The organism is Erwinia sp. S38 (genome assembly GCF_016624545.1).
In the GTDB taxonomy this organism is placed as follows: domain Bacteria; phylum Pseudomonadota; class Gammaproteobacteria; order Enterobacterales; family Enterobacteriaceae; genus Erwinia; species Erwinia coffeiphila.
The window spans coordinates 40,042-55,659 of sequence record NZ_JACVTS010000006.1; the positions used below are offsets into that span (position 1 = coordinate 40,042).

General features: G+C 53.6%; 14 protein-coding genes. 2 read left to right on the top strand and 12 right to left on the bottom strand.

What is annotated here, in order from left to right; translation table 11 throughout:
* Positions 1 to 33 precede the first annotated feature (33 nt).
* Genes dxs through xseB form a run of 3 tightly spaced genes read right to left on the bottom strand, consistent with a single transcriptional unit; the run spans position 34 to position 3,057 of the window.
* Positions 34 to 1,899 carry a 1-deoxy-D-xylulose-5-phosphate synthase gene (gene dxs / locus IBT46_RS08725; RefSeq protein WP_200545356.1) on the bottom strand — a complete coding sequence of 622 codons (1,866 nt, stop codon included), beginning with the start codon at positions 1,897 to 1,899 and terminating at the stop codon, positions 34 to 36.
* 16 nt (positions 1,900 to 1,915) lie between these two features.
* Positions 1,916 to 2,815: a (2E,6E)-farnesyl diphosphate synthase gene (gene ispA, locus IBT46_RS08730; RefSeq protein ID WP_200545357.1), complete on the bottom strand. Its 900-nt coding sequence runs from the start codon at positions 2,813 to 2,815 to the stop codon at positions 1,916 to 1,918.
* Positions 2,815 to 3,057 carry an exodeoxyribonuclease VII small subunit gene (gene xseB, locus IBT46_RS08735; RefSeq protein ID WP_200545358.1) on the bottom strand — a complete coding sequence of 81 codons (243 nt, stop codon included), beginning with the start codon at positions 3,055 to 3,057 and terminating at the stop codon, positions 2,815 to 2,817. The genes ispA and xseB overlap by 1 nt, the downstream gene beginning before the upstream one ends.
* Before the next feature lie 299 nt (positions 3,058 to 3,356).
* On the opposite strand from xseB, the gene thiI reads away from it, so the two are divergent.
* Positions 3,357 to 4,805: a tRNA uracil 4-sulfurtransferase ThiI gene (gene thiI / locus IBT46_RS08740; RefSeq protein ID WP_200545359.1), complete on the top strand. Its 1,449-nt coding sequence runs from the start codon at positions 3,357 to 3,359 to the stop codon at positions 4,803 to 4,805.
* Positions 4,806 to 4,989: 184 nt separating this feature from the next.
* On the opposite strand, the gene yajL is transcribed toward thiI, so the two are convergent.
* Both yajL and panE read right to left on the bottom strand, forming a co-directional pair.
* Complete coding sequence (gene yajL, locus IBT46_RS08745; RefSeq protein ID WP_200545360.1) at positions 4,990 to 5,586, bottom strand: protein deglycase YajL; 597 nt, start codon at positions 5,584 to 5,586, stop codon at positions 4,990 to 4,992.
* Positions 5,540 to 6,460, bottom strand: a complete 921-nt coding sequence (panE, locus tag IBT46_RS08750; RefSeq protein WP_200545361.1) for a 2-dehydropantoate 2-reductase — start codon at positions 6,458 to 6,460, stop codon at positions 5,540 to 5,542. Before panE ends, yajL begins: the two co-directional genes overlap by 47 nt.
* Positions 6,461 to 6,598: 138 nt before the next feature.
* Here panE and IBT46_RS08755 point away from each other — a divergent pair, with 138 nt between their 5' ends.
* Complete coding sequence (locus tag IBT46_RS08755; protein ID WP_105590788.1) at positions 6,599 to 7,090, top strand: YajQ family cyclic di-GMP-binding protein; 492 nt, start codon at positions 6,599 to 6,601, stop codon at positions 7,088 to 7,090.
* A gap of 212 nt (positions 7,091 to 7,302) precedes the next feature.
* Here IBT46_RS08755 and IBT46_RS08760 read toward each other — a convergent pair whose 3' ends face one another.
* From IBT46_RS08760 to ampG, 7 genes are all read right to left on the bottom strand, one after another.
* Positions 7,303 to 8,670, bottom strand: a complete 1,368-nt coding sequence (locus IBT46_RS08760) for an MFS transporter (protein ID WP_200545362.1) — start codon at positions 8,668 to 8,670, stop codon at positions 7,303 to 7,305.
* Between the two features lie 128 nt (positions 8,671 to 8,798).
* Positions 8,799 to 9,686, bottom strand: coding sequence for a heme o synthase (cyoE, locus tag IBT46_RS08765; RefSeq protein ID WP_123335681.1), 888 nt, complete (start codon positions 9,684 to 9,686; stop codon positions 8,799 to 8,801).
* A 13-nt stretch (positions 9,687 to 9,699) separates the two neighbouring features.
* Positions 9,700 to 10,032: a cytochrome o ubiquinol oxidase subunit IV gene (locus tag IBT46_RS08770; protein WP_105590791.1), complete on the bottom strand. Its 333-nt coding sequence runs from the start codon at positions 10,030 to 10,032 to the stop codon at positions 9,700 to 9,702.
* Complete coding sequence (locus IBT46_RS08775) at positions 10,032 to 10,649, bottom strand: cytochrome o ubiquinol oxidase subunit III (protein WP_200545363.1); 618 nt, start codon at positions 10,647 to 10,649, stop codon at positions 10,032 to 10,034. Before IBT46_RS08775 ends, IBT46_RS08770 begins: the two co-directional genes overlap by 1 nt.
* Positions 10,639 to 12,630, bottom strand: a complete 1,992-nt coding sequence (gene cyoB, locus IBT46_RS08780) for a cytochrome o ubiquinol oxidase subunit I (protein ID WP_200545364.1) — start codon at positions 12,628 to 12,630, stop codon at positions 10,639 to 10,641. The genes IBT46_RS08775 and cyoB overlap by 11 nt, the downstream gene beginning before the upstream one ends.
* 4 nt (positions 12,631 to 12,634) lie before the next feature.
* Positions 12,635 to 13,564: a cytochrome o ubiquinol oxidase subunit II gene (gene cyoA, locus IBT46_RS08785; protein WP_105590794.1), complete on the bottom strand. Its 930-nt coding sequence runs from the start codon at positions 13,562 to 13,564 to the stop codon at positions 12,635 to 12,637.
* Positions 13,565 to 14,097: 533 nt separating this feature from the next.
* The gene (ampG, locus tag IBT46_RS08790; RefSeq protein ID WP_200545365.1) at positions 14,098 to 15,582 is read right to left on the bottom strand and encodes a muropeptide MFS transporter AmpG; all 1,485 of its coding nucleotides are present in this window, start codon (positions 15,580 to 15,582) and stop codon (positions 14,098 to 14,100) included.
* Between the last annotated feature and the right edge of the window lie 36 nt (positions 15,583 to 15,618).

Genomic DNA, 15,618 nt, shown 5'->3' on the forward strand with positions numbered 1-15,618 from the left:
GGCTCCCCCTCTCAGTGGGGGAGCACAGGATGCTTACTGCTGCAGCCACCCGGTAATTTGCTGCTGAATCCCTGAGGCATCCAGCTGGAAGTCGGTGCGGATCTCTTCCTGAGTGCCCTGCGGAATAAACACGTCCGGCAGGCCGAGGTTTAGCACCGGAACCGGTTTGCGCTTCGCCATCAGCAGTTCATTCACACCGCTGCCTGCGCCACCTTTAATCGCGCCTTCTTCCAGCGTAATCAGCGCATCGTGACTCGCAGCCAGCTCCAGAATCAGCGCTTCATCCAGCGGTTTAACAAAGCGCATATCCACCAGCGTGGCATTCAGTGCTTCTGCCGCAGCGGCCGCTTCCGGTAACAGAGTACCGAAGTTGAGGATAGCCAGCTTCTCGCCCTGGCGCTTAACGACACCTTTGCCCAGCGGCAGCGAAGCCAGTGGCTCGATAGTGGCACCGGTTCCGGTGCCGCGCGGGTAGCGTACCGCGCTCGGGCCGTCCTGATAGTGATAGCCGGTATAGAGCATCTGGCGGCACTCGTTCTCATCGCTCGGCGTCATGATCACCAGGTTCGGGATGCAGCGCATAAAAGCGATATCGAAAGCGCCCTGATGCGTCTGGCCGTCGGCACCCACGATGCCACCGCGGTCGATAGCAAACAGCACCGGGAGTTTCTGAATCGCCACATCATGAATCAGCTGATCGTAAGCGCGCTGGAGGAACGTCGAGTAGATCGCCACGATCGGCTTGTAGCCGCCAATCGCCAGACCGGCGGCGAAGGTCACCGCGTGCTGTTCGGCAATGGCAACGTCGAAATACTGTTTCGGGTATTCGCGTGAGAAAGTCACCATGCCCGAGCCTTCACGCATCGCCGGCGTCACCGCCATCAGTTTTTCATCCTGAGCCGCGGTTTCACACAGCCACTGGCCGAAGATTTTTGAATAGGACGGCAATCCTTCGGCGCTTTTTGGCAGCAGACCGCTTGCCGGGTCGAACTTCGGCACCGCGTGCCAGGTAATCGGGTCCTGCTCGGCCGGGGCGTAGCCTTTGCCCTTTTTGGTCATAATGTGCAGGAACTGCGGTCCTTTCAGCGCGCGCATATTACGCAAGGTCTGCACCAGCGCCAGCACGTCGTGGCCGTCTACCGGGCCGATGTAGTTAAAGCCCAGCTCTTCGAACAGCGTGCCGGGAACCACCATGCCTTTCAGGTGTTCTTCGGTGCGCTTGACCAGTTCTTTAATCGGCGGCAGGCCGGTTAGTACTTTTTTACCGCCTTCACGCAGACGTGCGTAGGTTTTGCCGGAGAGCAGCTGCGCCAGCCGGTTATTCAGCGCGCCCACGTTTTCAGAAATCGACATTTCGTTGTCGTTGAGGATCACCAGCAGGTCGGCTTTGATATCGCCGGCATGGTTCATCGCTTCAAACGCCATACCGGCCGTGATCGCACCGTCGCCAATAATGCAGGCGGTACGGCGATCCTTGCCTTCTTTACCGGCGGCAACGGCCATGCCCAGCCCGGCGCTGATAGAGGTTGAGGAGTGACCGACGTTCAGCACGTCGTATTCACTTTCATCACGCCACGGGAACGGATGCAGCCCGTTTTTTTGGCGGATTGTCCCGATGCGATCGCGGCGCCCGGTAAGGATTTTATGCGGATAGGCCTGATGGCCAACGTCCCATACGAGATGATCGAATGGCGTGTTGTAGACGTAGTGCAACGCAACGGTCAGCTCTACAACGCCCAGCCCCGAAGCAAAGTGGCCGCTGGAGCGGCTCACGCTGTCGAGCAGATACTGGCGCAGCTCATCACAGAGTTTTGGCAGGCTCTCTTTCGGTAGCAAACGTAATTCTTGCACCGTTTCTGCCAGCGCCAGCGTCGGGTATTTTCCAGGTTCAAAACTCATCAGTGACTCATTATGGCTATTTATCGCGTTCAATTATGAAGCCGGCCAGCGCCCGCAACGGGGTGGTATTATAGGATTGTGCGGCCAGCGTTTCTAATGCGCTGAGAGACTCCTGATAGAGATCCCATGCTTTTGTCCGTGCTCCCTCCAGCCCCAGCAGCGCCGGGTAAGTGCTTTTGCCCAGTTGCTGATCGGCTCCTTGCTGTTTGCCGAGCACGGCGGTATCACCTATCACATCCAGAATATCGTCCTGAACCTGGAATGCCAGCCCAATAGCACTGGCGTAACGATCGAGTGCAGGCAAGGCGTTACGGCCTCTTTCCCCTGCGGCCAGCGCGCCAAGGCGCACGGCAGAACGGATCAGCGCGCCGGTTTTATGGCGGTGAATCTGTTCGAGTGCGGTTAAATCAACCTGCTTGCCTTCTGCCGCTAAATCCAGTGCCTGGCCGCCGCACATTCCCGCAACACCGCTGGCCTGCGCCAGTTCGGAAAGCATGGCAATACGGAATTCAGCCGCAACGCCGGGCATCGGGGCATCGGCCAGAATCGAGAAGGCCAGCGTTTGCAGGGCATCGCCTGCCAGAATGGCTGTGTCTTCACCGAATTTAATATGGCAGGTTGGCTGCCCACGGCGCAGGCTGTCGTCATCCATGGCAGGTAAATCGTCGTGAATCAGGGAATAGGCATGAATGCATTCAACGGCCGCCGCAGGCGCATCCAGAGCACTGTCATCGGCGTGCAGCATCTGACCGGTGGCATAAACCAGAAAAGGACGCAGCCTTTTCCCTCCTAATAATGCGCCATATTCTATGGCATTTACTAGCGGAGTGCTCTGAAAAGGTAGCTCGGCAATATAACGCTGCAATGCGGCATTCACGCGCTGATAATGCGCATGCTGTAATGCGATGAAATCCATCAGTCGTTTTCCGGAGTAAAAGGCGTCAGATCGGCGTTTTTATCGTCATTCAAAAGGATCTGCACCCGCTGTTCGGCCTGCTGTAGCGTTTGCTGCCCGATACGCGCCAGCTGCACGCCGCGCTCGAACTCGCTCAGCGCCTCTTCCAGCGGAAGGTTGCCGCTTTCAAGGCGGGTGACGATCTGTTCCAGCTGCTGCAGTGAGCTTTCAAAACTGGCAGGCTGTTCGGATTTTTTCGGCATGTTTGATCCTGGCTTGTTATCTCTGTCAGCGGATAATGACTTATGGTATCCGACTCGAAATGATTCGCAAAATATACCCGTCATCTTTCCACTGACAATCACGTGATATGTGCACTGGTACAGAACAATCTTACGGGTGAGCGGCAGACCGGCAGTAGATGAATAAGCACCCATCGGGCAAATGATGATATACTGCTGCGCCTGAATGCAAAGGCCATGAGCCATTTTGCAAGACCCTGATTTTACCAGCTAAGTGCCTTTCGTTTCAGCACTTAATTGCCTAGCGAACCCATGCCACCATGAAGTTTATCATTAAGTTATTCCCAGAAATCACCATTAAAAGCCAGTCCGTGCGCCTGCGTTTTATCAAAATCCTTACCGGAAATATTCGCAACGTACTTAAACACTACGATGAAAACCTTGCCGTGGTGCGCCACTGGGACCATATCGAAGTACGCGCGCGCGATGAGAGCCAGCGGCCAACGATTATCGGTGAGCTGACGCGTATCCCGGGTATCCACCATATTCTGGAAGTTGAAGACCGTCCTTACACCGATGTGCACAACATCTTCGAGCAGACGCTGGAACTGACCCGCGAACGCATTGAAGGGAAATCCTTCTGTGTACGCGTCAAGCGCCGCGGTAAGCATGAGTTCAGCTCGCAGGACGTTGAGCGCTACGTTGGTGGCGGCCTGAACCAGCACGTGGCTTCTGCCCGCGTGCAGCTAAACCGCCCGGACGTGACGGTTAACCTGGAAATTGAAGACGACCGCCTGCTGCTGATAACCGGCCGCTTTGAAGGTATCGGTGGCTTCCCGATTGGCACACAGGAAGACGTGCTGTCGCTGATCTCCGGTGGTTTCGACTCCGGCGTTTCCAGCTATATGCTGATGCGTCGCGGCTGCCGCGTTCATTACTGCTTCTTCAATCTGGGCGGTGCCGCTCATGAGATTGGCGTGCGTCAGGTGGCCCACTATCTGTGGAAGCGCTACGGCAGCTCGCATCGCGTTCGCTTTGTTGCTATCAACTTTGAGCCGGTGGTCGGTGAGATCCTGGAAAAAGTGGATGATGGCCAGATGGGCGTGGTGCTGAAACGCATGATGGTGCGCGCGGCGTCGAAAGTGGCCGAACGCTACGGCGTGCAGGCGCTGGTCACCGGTGAAGCGCTGGGGCAGGTTTCCAGCCAGACTCTCACCAATCTGCGCTTAATTGATAACGCCAGCGATACCCTGATCCTGCGTCCGCTGATTTCACACGATAAAGAGCACATCATTAATCTGGCGCGTGAAATCGGAACGGAAGACTTTGCCCGCACCATGCCGGAGTACTGTGGTGTGATCTCGAAAAGCCCGACGGTGAAAGCCGTGAAGGCGAAAATTGAAGCGGAAGAGCAGAACTTCGATTTCACCATTCTCGACCGCATGGTGGAAGAGGCGACCAACGTCGATATCCGCCAGATCGCTGAGAAAACTCAGGAAGAAGTGGTGGAAGTGGAAACCGTGGCGTCATTTAGTACGAATGACGCGGTGCTGGATATCCGCTCCAACGACGAACAGGATGCTCGTCCGCTTGAGGTTGACGGCGTTGAAGTGAAATCCCTGCCGTTTTACAAGCTGAGCACTCAGTTTGGCGATCTCGACCAGTCGAAAACCTGGCTGCTGTACTGCGAGCGCGGCGTGATGAGCCGTTTGCAGGCGCTGTATCTGCACGAGCAGGGCTTTACCAACGTGAAGATTTATCGCCCTTAACATACGGAATGGCAGCACACTCACTGTTGCCATCCCCCATCAGTCCAGCTGCGGATATCCAGATTTCTAAGAAAAAGCCCGGATATCCGCGCTGAAATAAATCACGCTTGTTAGCGTTAATCACGCTTGATGGGCGTACTTTGCCAGCCTTATCTTCAGCAACTCAGTAATAAGTTGCCGTTGCTCAATCCTTATAGTCGTAAATCCCTGCCGCCAGTACCATCTGCTCGCCAACTTCACGCGCTTTGTCTTTACCCACCAGTAAATCAATCAGCTTGAGGGCGAAATCAATGGTGGTACCCGGTGCCTGGCTGGTCAGCAGATTCACGCGACGATCCCAGACTACGCGGCGATCCATCCACTTACCTTCGGGAATGGTCTCTTTCAGCCCCGGGAAGCCGGTCATATTCCCCACCGGGAACAGGTCGTGCGGGATCAGTACGGTGCCCGGGGTGGCGCACATAGCGGCCACGATGCGGCCGGAAAGGTGAAACTGCCGCACGGCCTCGACCAGCAGCGGGCTGTCGCGAAAACACTCGGCACCCTTCAAACCGCCCGGCAGGACGATGGCATCGAACTCGTCGTCGGCCACCTGCACCAGCGGCGCATCCGCCAGCAGCCGCACTCCGCGTGAACAGACAATTTCACGATCGCCGTTTTCGGCCACGCTCGCGGTGACGACGCGAATGCCCGCGCGCACCAGTAGATCGATGGTGGTAACGGCTTCGGTTTCTTCACTCCCAGGTGCCAGGCAAACCAGCACCGATGCGTTCGCGGTCATAATCTTGTTCCTTACGCTTAATAAATTCAAAAAGACGGTTGTTCTCCGGTGTTACCAGGCCCTGAGCGCGGGCACGACGGATCACGTAGCCGTTGATATAGTCAATTTCCGTACGGCGCTGGGCACGGATATCCTGCAGCATGGAAGAGGTATTGCCCGCCGTGCTGCGGATCACATCCATCACGTAGTCGATCAGCCATTCGCGTGAGATATGCTGGCCTTCTCGTTCCATGACGGCGGCCACTTCATTGCTGAGCGCGTCAATTTCCTCACGGTGCTCCATCAGCTCGCCGTTGGTGCAGTCGTAAAATACGGTGAGTGGGTTAATCACGCAGTTCACCGCCAGCTTCTGCCAGGCCGCAGAGGCGACATTGTTGTGCCAGGCGACATCAGGTAGTGCGGCATGCAGCGTTTCCGCGAGCTCGCTCATTGCTTCAGCAGCAGGAGAAATGGGTCCGACATGCGTTATCCCGGAGGCTACGTGGACGATCACTGTGCCATCGTGCCTGGCCGCATGCGTCGTAACGCCGCGCAGCAATGGCTGACGCAGCGTTTTCAGTTCATCAAGTGTGCCCATGCCGTTGTGCAGCAGCAGCACCGGACAGTTTTCCGGCAGGATAAACTGCAGGTTCTTCACGGCCTCAGATACCTGCCAGGCTTTCAGCGTGACCAGCAGCAGATCGCTTTTCGCGAGAAAGGTCGGATCGTTAGCGATCAGCGTTTTATTGATCGGGGAGCCGTGTAAATCGATCACGTTTACCGAGCAGTAGGGTTGTGGAACCCTTAACCAGCCCTGAACTTCATGCCCCTGTTGTTCAAGAGCAGCAAGCCAGATCTGCCCTAAAGCTCCGCATCCAAGTACGGTGATTTTCATTGTTCCTCCCCGCGGCGGGGTGAGTTAAACAGTTTACCCGCGCATCTGTTGATTATTATAGCTTTCAGCGTCCGCAGTTTTATTTACCCGTGGCAAGCAGGTATTATGCCTGTCACTTTAGTCTCAGGAGAATAGATCATGCCATCTTTCGATATCGTTTCCGAAATTGACATGCAGGAAGTGCGCAATGCCGTTGAAAACGCCAACCGCGAAATCGCCACCCGCTTTGATTTCCGTAACGTGCAGGCCAGCTTCGAGCTGAACGAAAAAAATGAATCCATCAAGGTTGCCAGCGAGTCAGATTTCCAGGTGAAACAGCTGCTGGATATCCTGCGTGAAAAACTGCTGAAGCGCGGCATTGAAAATGCGGCGCTGGACGTGCCCGAAGAGATTGAGCACAGCGGTAAAAACTGGAGCGTCGATGCCAAAATGAAAAAAGGCATTGAGAGCGATGTAGCGAAGAAGCTGGTTAAGCTGATCAAAGACAGCAAGCTGAAAGTTCAGACCCAGATTCAGGGTGATGAAGTTCGCGTTACCGGTAAGTCACGCGATGACCTGCAGGGCGCAATGGCGCTGGTGCGTAAGGGCGAACTGGGCCAGCCATTCCAGTTCAAAAACTTCCGCGACTGATCCTCACATCGCCTCTTTGTTTTGGCGTTTCGGACCGTGATGTAAGGCCCGAGTGCTGAGGTGCAGGTGATATGAGGTTGGCTGGCTGGCCCCTGTTCAGGGGCTGGCTGGTACATATTCATTTCAACGCGAATGGGTCTGCAATGACGTGCGGATCTGAAGCATTGCACCGACCACGGCCGGGCGGTGCATTTGCGGTATTTAGATACGGTTTACGCCGCTGAAGCAATCAGTTTTTCCAGCGTAGCGCGGCTGGTGACCTTACTGTCGATTTTGACGTAGGCACTTTGCTCTTCCGGCACGATAAATACGGCCGTTACGCCAGGCTCGGTTTTCAGCTTCTGCTCCAGTGCATTTTTATCCAAGGTACAGGCTTCCAGCGTTATCCGCAGGCTGCTGACGTAAGGCGGTTCCTGCATGGTGATGCTGACCAGCAGCCAGACCGCGGCGATGACTGCGCCAACCACAAATACGCTCTGCGCATCAAAATGACCAAATACCCATCCGCCCATGCTGCCACCGATCGCCACGCCGATAAACTGGCTGGTTGAGTACAGCCCCATAGCGGTGCCTTTGAAGCCGGGAGGGGACTCTTTGCTGACCAGCGAGGGCAGAATGGCTTCCATCAGATTAAAGCCGACAAAGAACAGCTGCACGCCGATAACCAGCGTCCAGAAATGGCCACCAGCCAGCCAGAGGACGACTTCCGCCACCAGCATCAGCGCCACGCAGAAGATAAACACGCGCTTCATACGGCGCTTCACTTCGGCGTAAATAATAAAGGGCACCACGCTGACGAAGGCGATAAGCATGGTCACCAGGTACACTTTCCAGTGTTCGGCGGCCGGTAAGCCCGCGCGTTCAAACTGGCCCGGCAGCGCGACAAAGCTCGACATCAGCAAAATGTGCAGGCAGAGAATGCCGAAATTCAGTTTCACCAGGCGGCTGTTTGCCAGCACATCGCGGAAGCTGCCTTTCACCATGCCCGACTCGCGGTTGAGCACGTGGCTGGAGGCGGAAGGCACCACCAGAAGGGTAATAACAATACCTGAGGTTGCCAGCACGGCGATCATCCAGAACAACGCGTGCAGGCCAAACGCATTGGTCACGATCGGCCCCAGCACCATGGCGATAGCGAAGGTGATGCCAAAGCTGATGCCGATAAACGCCATCGCTTTGGTGCGGTTCTGTTCGCGTGTTAAATCGGAGAGCAGCGCCATTACCGCTGCGGCTATCGCACCGGAGCCCTGTAGCGCTCGGCCAAGGATTACTCCCCAAATTGAGGTGGTTAATGCGGCAATCACGCTACCAAGAACAAAAATAATCAGTCCGCCGACGATCAGCGGCTTGCGGCCAATACGATCGGAAAGCAGACCAAAGGGGATCTGGAATACGGCCTGGGCTAAACCGTAAATGCCGATGGCCAGCCCGATCAATGCTTCGCTGGCTCCCTGTAAAGCCATGCCATAAGTGGTGAGGACCGGTAACACCATAAACATGCCCAGCATACGCAGGGAAAAAACCGTCCCCAGGCCCCAGGTAGCACGAAGCTCGACCGGGGTCATTTTATTATCGTTCATTACTACCTCATACATTTAGTGCGCATAGTTTATGTGCGAGGGGAGGGCGGGTACAACATTACTTGCGAAGAAGTCGTAACAAAAAGAAAGGGCGCGAAATCGCGCCCTTTATCGTGATGCAGCTTTGCTTACCGGACGTAAGTCAGCAGATCTTTAGAAGCGGGGGTCATAAAATCGACAGACATCATCACGCTCAGCGCGGTGATAGCAACGATTGAAAACACGAACAGTTTACGCGCCCAAACTCGGTCGTTTGAGGTTTTGTAACCTGACAGTGCCATACCCAGCCACCAGACGCTAACCGCTGCGGCCACCACCAGATATTTATATCCGGCATAACCACCCAGCGTCAGCATCAGCGTGGCAATCATAAACGCCAGGATATACAGCGTAATATGATTTTTCGCGACCGAAATGCCTTTCACCACCGGCAGAACCGGAATGTTGGCTGCCTGGTAATCTTTAAAGCGGAAGATAGCAATCGCATAGGAATGCGGCATCTGCCACAGGCTAAAGATAGCCAGCAGGATCAACGCACCGGCGTCAAACTGATTGGAAACCGCACAGTAGCCGATCACCGGAGGTGCTGCGCCAGAGAGGCTGCCAATCAGGGTGCCGTAGACGGAGTTGCGCTTCATGTACAGGCTGTAAACGCCGACATAAACCACGAAACCCATCACCGCCAGCCACATGGCCAGCGGATTTGCTCCGAAATACAGCATCGCAAAGCCAGCAATACCTAAAACGGTCGCATAAACCAGGCTCAGTTTCGGAGAGATGAGGCCTTTGACCATCACCCGATTCTTGGTTCTCTCCATCTTTTTGTCGATGTCGCGGTCAATGTAGTTGTTATAAACACAACCCGATGCCACCACCAGCGAAACGCCGACAAGGGTGAAGAGAAACAGGGAGTAATCGATGCTGCCTTTAGAAGCCAGCAGGAATCCCCCGATAACAGAAATTAAATTCCCGAAAATAATCCCTGGTTTTGTTACTTGCAGGTATCGCTTAATCATCACAGTAGCTCTGTTAGTGGGTCATCATGTTGTAGTTGAGGTTCCACATGATCCAGAGAGAGCCGACAACAACAATCAGGATGATGATCGCCGCGAAGACGATAGCAACCATATTCCAGCCGCCCTCAGACTTGCTGTCCAGGTGCAGGAAGTACACCAGGTGAACCAGCAGCTGAACAACCGCACACACCAGAACCACAGTCAGCGTAACCGCTTTAGAAGCACCGCCGTCCATAACCATCCAGAACGGGATACCGGTCAGAATGATCGACAGGATAAAGCCGATCATATATGACTTCACGCTACCGTGTGACGCGCCGCCATGTTCGTTTACAGAATGACTCATTACATGGCCCCCATCAGATAAACAATGGTGAATACGCAGATCCAAACCACATCCAGGAAGTGCCAGAACAGGCTCAGGCACATAATACGCGCGCGGTTAGTATCGTTCAGGCCACGCTTGGAAACCTGGAACATCAGCACCAGCATCCAGATCAGGCCAGAGGTCACGTGCAGACCGTGGGTACCAACCAGCGTGAAGAACGCGGAGAGGAAGCCACTACGATCCGGACCGAAGCCCTCTTTGATCAGGTGATGGAATTCATAGATTTCCATCCCGATGAAGCCCAGACCGAACAGGAAGGTCATGAACAACCAACCGAGTACGGCCCCTTTCTGGCCTTTGTTCATGTTGATAACTGCAAAACCGTAGGTAATGGAGCTCAACAGAAGCAGGGCGGTTTCAACCAGTACGAACGGCAGCTCAAAGATATCTTTGCCTGCCGGGCCACCGGCGGTGTTGTTAACCATCACACCATACGTCGCAAACAGGGTTGCGAAGATGATGCAGTCACTCATCAGGTAGATCCAGAAGCCAAAGATCTTATTGGCTCCCGCATCGTGATGCCCATGGTCCCCATGGGCGTCGTCGTGGTGTTTAGTCAGAGTTTCAGTTGACATTTTTCAGACCTGCTTTGCTAATTTCGTCAAAGTGCTGATTCTCGATTTTTTCGATTTCGGCAACAGGAACGTAGTAATCCACGTCTTCGTCAAAGCTCTTCACGATCCAGCTCACGATCATGCCCAGGAAGGACAGACCCAGAAGCCACCAGATGTGCCAGATTGCTGCGAAACCAAAGATGGTAGCGAACAGAGCAATGATGATACCGGCGCCGCTGTTTTTCGGCATATGAATTTCTTCATAGTGCGTCGGCTGTTTATAAGCTTCACCTTTTTCCTTCATTTCCCAGAACGCATCGCGCTCGTGAACGTGAGGAACAACGGCAAAGTTATAGAACGGTGGCGGTGAAGAGGTTGCCCACTCCAGCGTACGTGCACCCCATGGGTCACCGGTCAGGTCACGGTTCTGTTCACGGTCGCGAACGGAAACGTAGAACTGAGTCAGCTGACAGATTACACCACAGGCAATCAGTGCAGCACCGAATGCAGCTACAACCAGCAGCGAGTGGAACTGAGGATCGATGTCCTGGCTAATACGACGGGTCATACCCATGAAGCCCAGCGCGTACAGCGGCATAAAGGCAACAAAGAAGCCGATAATCCAGAACCAGAACGCACGGATACCCCATTTTTCATTCAGCGTGAAGCCGAACGCTTTAGGGAACCAGTAGGTCACACCCGCGAAGCAACCGAATACTACACCACCGATAATGACGTTATGGAAGTGAGCAATCAGGAACAGACTGTTGTGCAGAACAAAGTCAGCACCCGGCACGGCCAGCAGAACCCCGGTCATACCACCTACAGAGAAGGTGACCAGGAAGCCAACGGTCCACAGCATTGCAGAGTGCATCTGAATGCGACCCTGATACATAGTGAACAGCCAGTTGAAGATTTTAACACCGGTCGGGATGGCGATGATCATCGTCATAATACCGAAGAAGGCGTTAACGTTCGCACCCGCACCCATGGTGAAGAAGTGGTGCAGCCAAACGATGAAGGACAGGATGGTAATAACTACCGTTGCCCACACCAGAGAGGTATAACCAAACAGACGCTTTTTAGAGAAGGTTGCAACGATTTCGGAGAACACACCAAAGACTGGCAGAACCAGGATGTATACTTCCGGATGACCCCAAACCCAAATCAGGTTGACGTACATCATCATGTTGCCGCCCATATCATTGGTAAAGAAGTGGAAACCAAGATAGCGGTCAAGCGTCAGCAGCGCTAAGGTCACGGTCAGAACCGGGAACGCAGCGATGATTAATACGTTAGTACACAGTGAAGCCCAGGTGAACACCGGCATTTTGAACATAGTCATGCCAGGCGCACGCATTTTCAGGATAGTAACGAAGAAGTTAATACCTGTTAATGTCGTACCAATACCGGATAACTGCAGACTCCATATCCAGTAGTCAACCCCGACCCCCGGACTGTACTCCGCACCGGAAAGTGGTGGATAAGCCAGCCAGCCGGTCTGAGCAAATTCGCCCACGCCCAGTGACAGGTTAACCAGAACCACACCGACAACGGTGAACCAGAAGCTCAGGTTGTTCAGGAACGGGAAGGCCACGTCGCGTGCGCCGATCTGTAGAGGAACAGCAATGTTCATCAGACCGACAACAAACGGCATCGCTACGAAGAAGATCATGATCACGCCGTGGGCGGTGAAGATCTGGTCGTAGTGGTGCGGTGGCAGGAATCCTGCTTCACCTGCAGAGGCAAGCACCTGCTGGCTACGCATCATGACCGCATCGGCAAAGCCACGCAGCAGCATGACGAAGGCCAGGATGATGTACATGATACCGAGTTTTTTGTGGTCGACAGAGGTCAGCCACTCGCTCCAAAGATAGTTCCACTTACCGAAGTAAGTGATTGCAGCCACAAGCGCCAGGCCACCAAGAATGATGGCTGCTACCGTAACAACGATAATCGGCTCGTGGAGGGGCACTGCATCCAGTGTTAATTTACCTAACATTGTATTATTCCTCGGCTCCCGCGTGAGCGGAATGGCTCATATCCATACCTTCATGCGATGACATGTCCATACTTCCGCCGTGGTTCATCTGGAACTGATTGATAACATCTAAGAACAGACCAGGTTTCACACTTGAGAAGAATTCAACAGGGTGATTTTCGCTAGGCGCTGCCAGCTTATTAAAATCATCCATAGTCGCGAGTGTAGAGGTTGACTCTTTCGCTTTTGCTACCCACTGCTCGAAGGTTGCTTCGTCAGGAGTGGCAATCGCTTTAAACTTCATACCAGAGAAACCACGACCACTGAAGTTCGAGGAGATACCGTTAAAGGTGCCAGGTTCGTTCGCAATCAGGTGAAGCTTCGTCTGCATTCCGGCCATTGAGTAGATCTGGCTACCAAGAGTAGGAATAAAGAAGGAGTTCATCACTGAGTTAGACGTGATCTTGAAGTTAACTGGGCGATTAGCGGGGAACGCAATCTGGTTGACGGTTGCAATACCCTGTTCCGGGTAAATGAACAGCCATTTCCAGTCGAGCGAAACAACCTCAATCTCAACAGGCTTCTGATCGGAAACTAGCGGCTTGCTTGGCTCCAGCGCGTGGGTAGATTTCCACGTCAGAATACCAAGGAAAACAATGATTAAGATTGGCACAGTCCAGACAACGGCTTCAACTTTGTTAGAGTGTGACCAGTTTGGGCTGTATTTCGCATTGGTGTTTGATGCCCGATATTTCCAGGCGAACACCACGGCCATTAAGACTGCCGGGATAACGACGATCAACATCAGGCCGAAAGCCGTCAGTATCAGCGAACGTTGCTCCATTGCAATCTGTCCTTTGGGATTTAACAGTGCACTATCACAACCACTTAACAAAATGGTGCCTGCGATTAATGACAAAATCCCCAAACTTTTATTGTATTTACTGAGTCTCATTTAACGACCTCAATGACAAGGGCTCTATTGTCGTTTAAGTGTGGCGGCATTTTACGGGAAGGTTTCAGTACTGTAAACCTGCAACAGGTTGTGTCAGCGAGGTGTTGACACCTTTTGCCAAGGCTGTCACATATGTTGCTGGCGGTGACAAAATATTAATGGCAGCAATGGGTTGGAGGCAATATAACAAAATTCTATGAAAAAAAGTCAGGTCAAAATCCAGACGCTATAACCAGACGGTTATTGATCCAATTATTTAACAAGTCCTTATCAATTGTGTGATAATAAACGGCATAAAACTAATTACGCACCGGGTTTTAATACTCTTTATTTAAAAATATTTTTCGCGTAAAACTTTTCCAATCCCGCTCAAAAAGCCAAAAAATTTTATTTTTATTCAACTGGCAGTTGTAGCTGTAATCTGCTACGCAAAAATAATCCAGGCAGGTGTTACAATTGCCTGGATTATTGTTATTAAATTGTTATGGAAATAATTTCCTTAACAAATCGAATTTATCAGCTTAAGCGGCGATTTATTCGGCACTTTCAGATAATTTTCGGCCTGCCAAAAAATCGAGTAACGTTCCTGCTGCTATGCCTGCCAACATCAGTGAAACAGCTGTTTTTAACAATCCGGAAACAATAACATCAGGCACGGTTAAATCCGATGCGTTTAGTGCCAGGACGATCAGCCAGAGAATCAACAGTAGCGATCCGAGCACCAAACTGCGCAGGGCCCAACGGTATGCATTGGGAAATGCAGTGCGCGGTGGAAAGTCTGGATGTTTCTGCGCATATTCAAGCGTTGATCGGCAGCCCGCCAACAGCAGCAGCCCGGGCAGCGCAGCAACGACCGAGAAAGCATAAAAGGTCGGCCAGCCCCAGCCATCAACAAACCAGCCAGCAACCGGCCCAACATACACTCGCCCAACGGCAGACAGGGCAGAGAGCAGAGCGAACTGGGTTGCTGAAAACGAGCGGTTGCACAGCGTCATCAGCAGTGCGACAAATGCCGCCGTGCCCATTCCACCGCAGAGGTTTTCCACGGTTACCGCCGCCGCCATGCTGTAAAGGTGTTTATCCGTCACCGACAGAATCCAGTAACCCAGATTGGAAACGGCCTGCAGGATGCCGAACAGCATCAACGCGCGGAACAGGCTCAGACGCTGCATCAGTACTCCGCCGACCAGCGCGCCAACAATAGTCGCTATCAATCCCAGCGTTTTATTGACCAGGCCGACATCGCCCGCGTCAAAGCCCACGCCGCGGATCAGAAAAATGGTGGTCAGGCTGGCGGCAAAGGCATCGCCCAGCTTGTAGAGCACAATCAGTGACAGAATCAGCCAGGCATTGTTGCGATTAAAGAAATCGCGCAGCGGAGCAACGACCGCCTGTTCCAGAGAACGCGGGACTTCGGAGGTTAGCGCGGGTTCTTTAGCCAGTAGCGTTGCGATAACACCCGGGACCATCATCAGCGCCATCAGCCACCAGATGGCCTGCCAGCCGAGGTAGCGGTCGGCCAGCCATAGCGCCAGGCCGCCGGAAACCAGCATCGCCAGTCGGTAACCCAGCACGCTGATGGCGGCACCGTTACCGCGTTCGGCCGCGCTCAGTACATCGGTTTTCCACGCATCAAAAACAATATCCTGCGAGGCGGAACAGAAGGCGATCAGCACCGCCAGCGCCGCCAGCAATGTCAGGTCGCGCGAAGGCTGTAAAAAGCCCATCATGGCGATGCCGACGATAAGCAGTAGTTGGGTAATCAGTAGCCAGCCGCGTCGACGGCCAAGAAATGGCGGCGTATAGCGATCCATCAGCGGTGACCAGAGAAACTTAAACACGTAAGCCTGGCCGACCAGTGAGAAGAAACCGATGGTTTTGATATCGACATTTTCCACCGCCATCCACGCCTGCAGAGTGCCGGAGGTTAATGCCAGGGGAAGGCCGGATGCGAAACCAAGTAATAAAAGGAGGGCGGAGTTGCGCCGGGTGAAAATGTGCAAATAGTGATTGGGCATACGGACCTTAAAGTCAGGCCCGCTATCCCGGCGGGC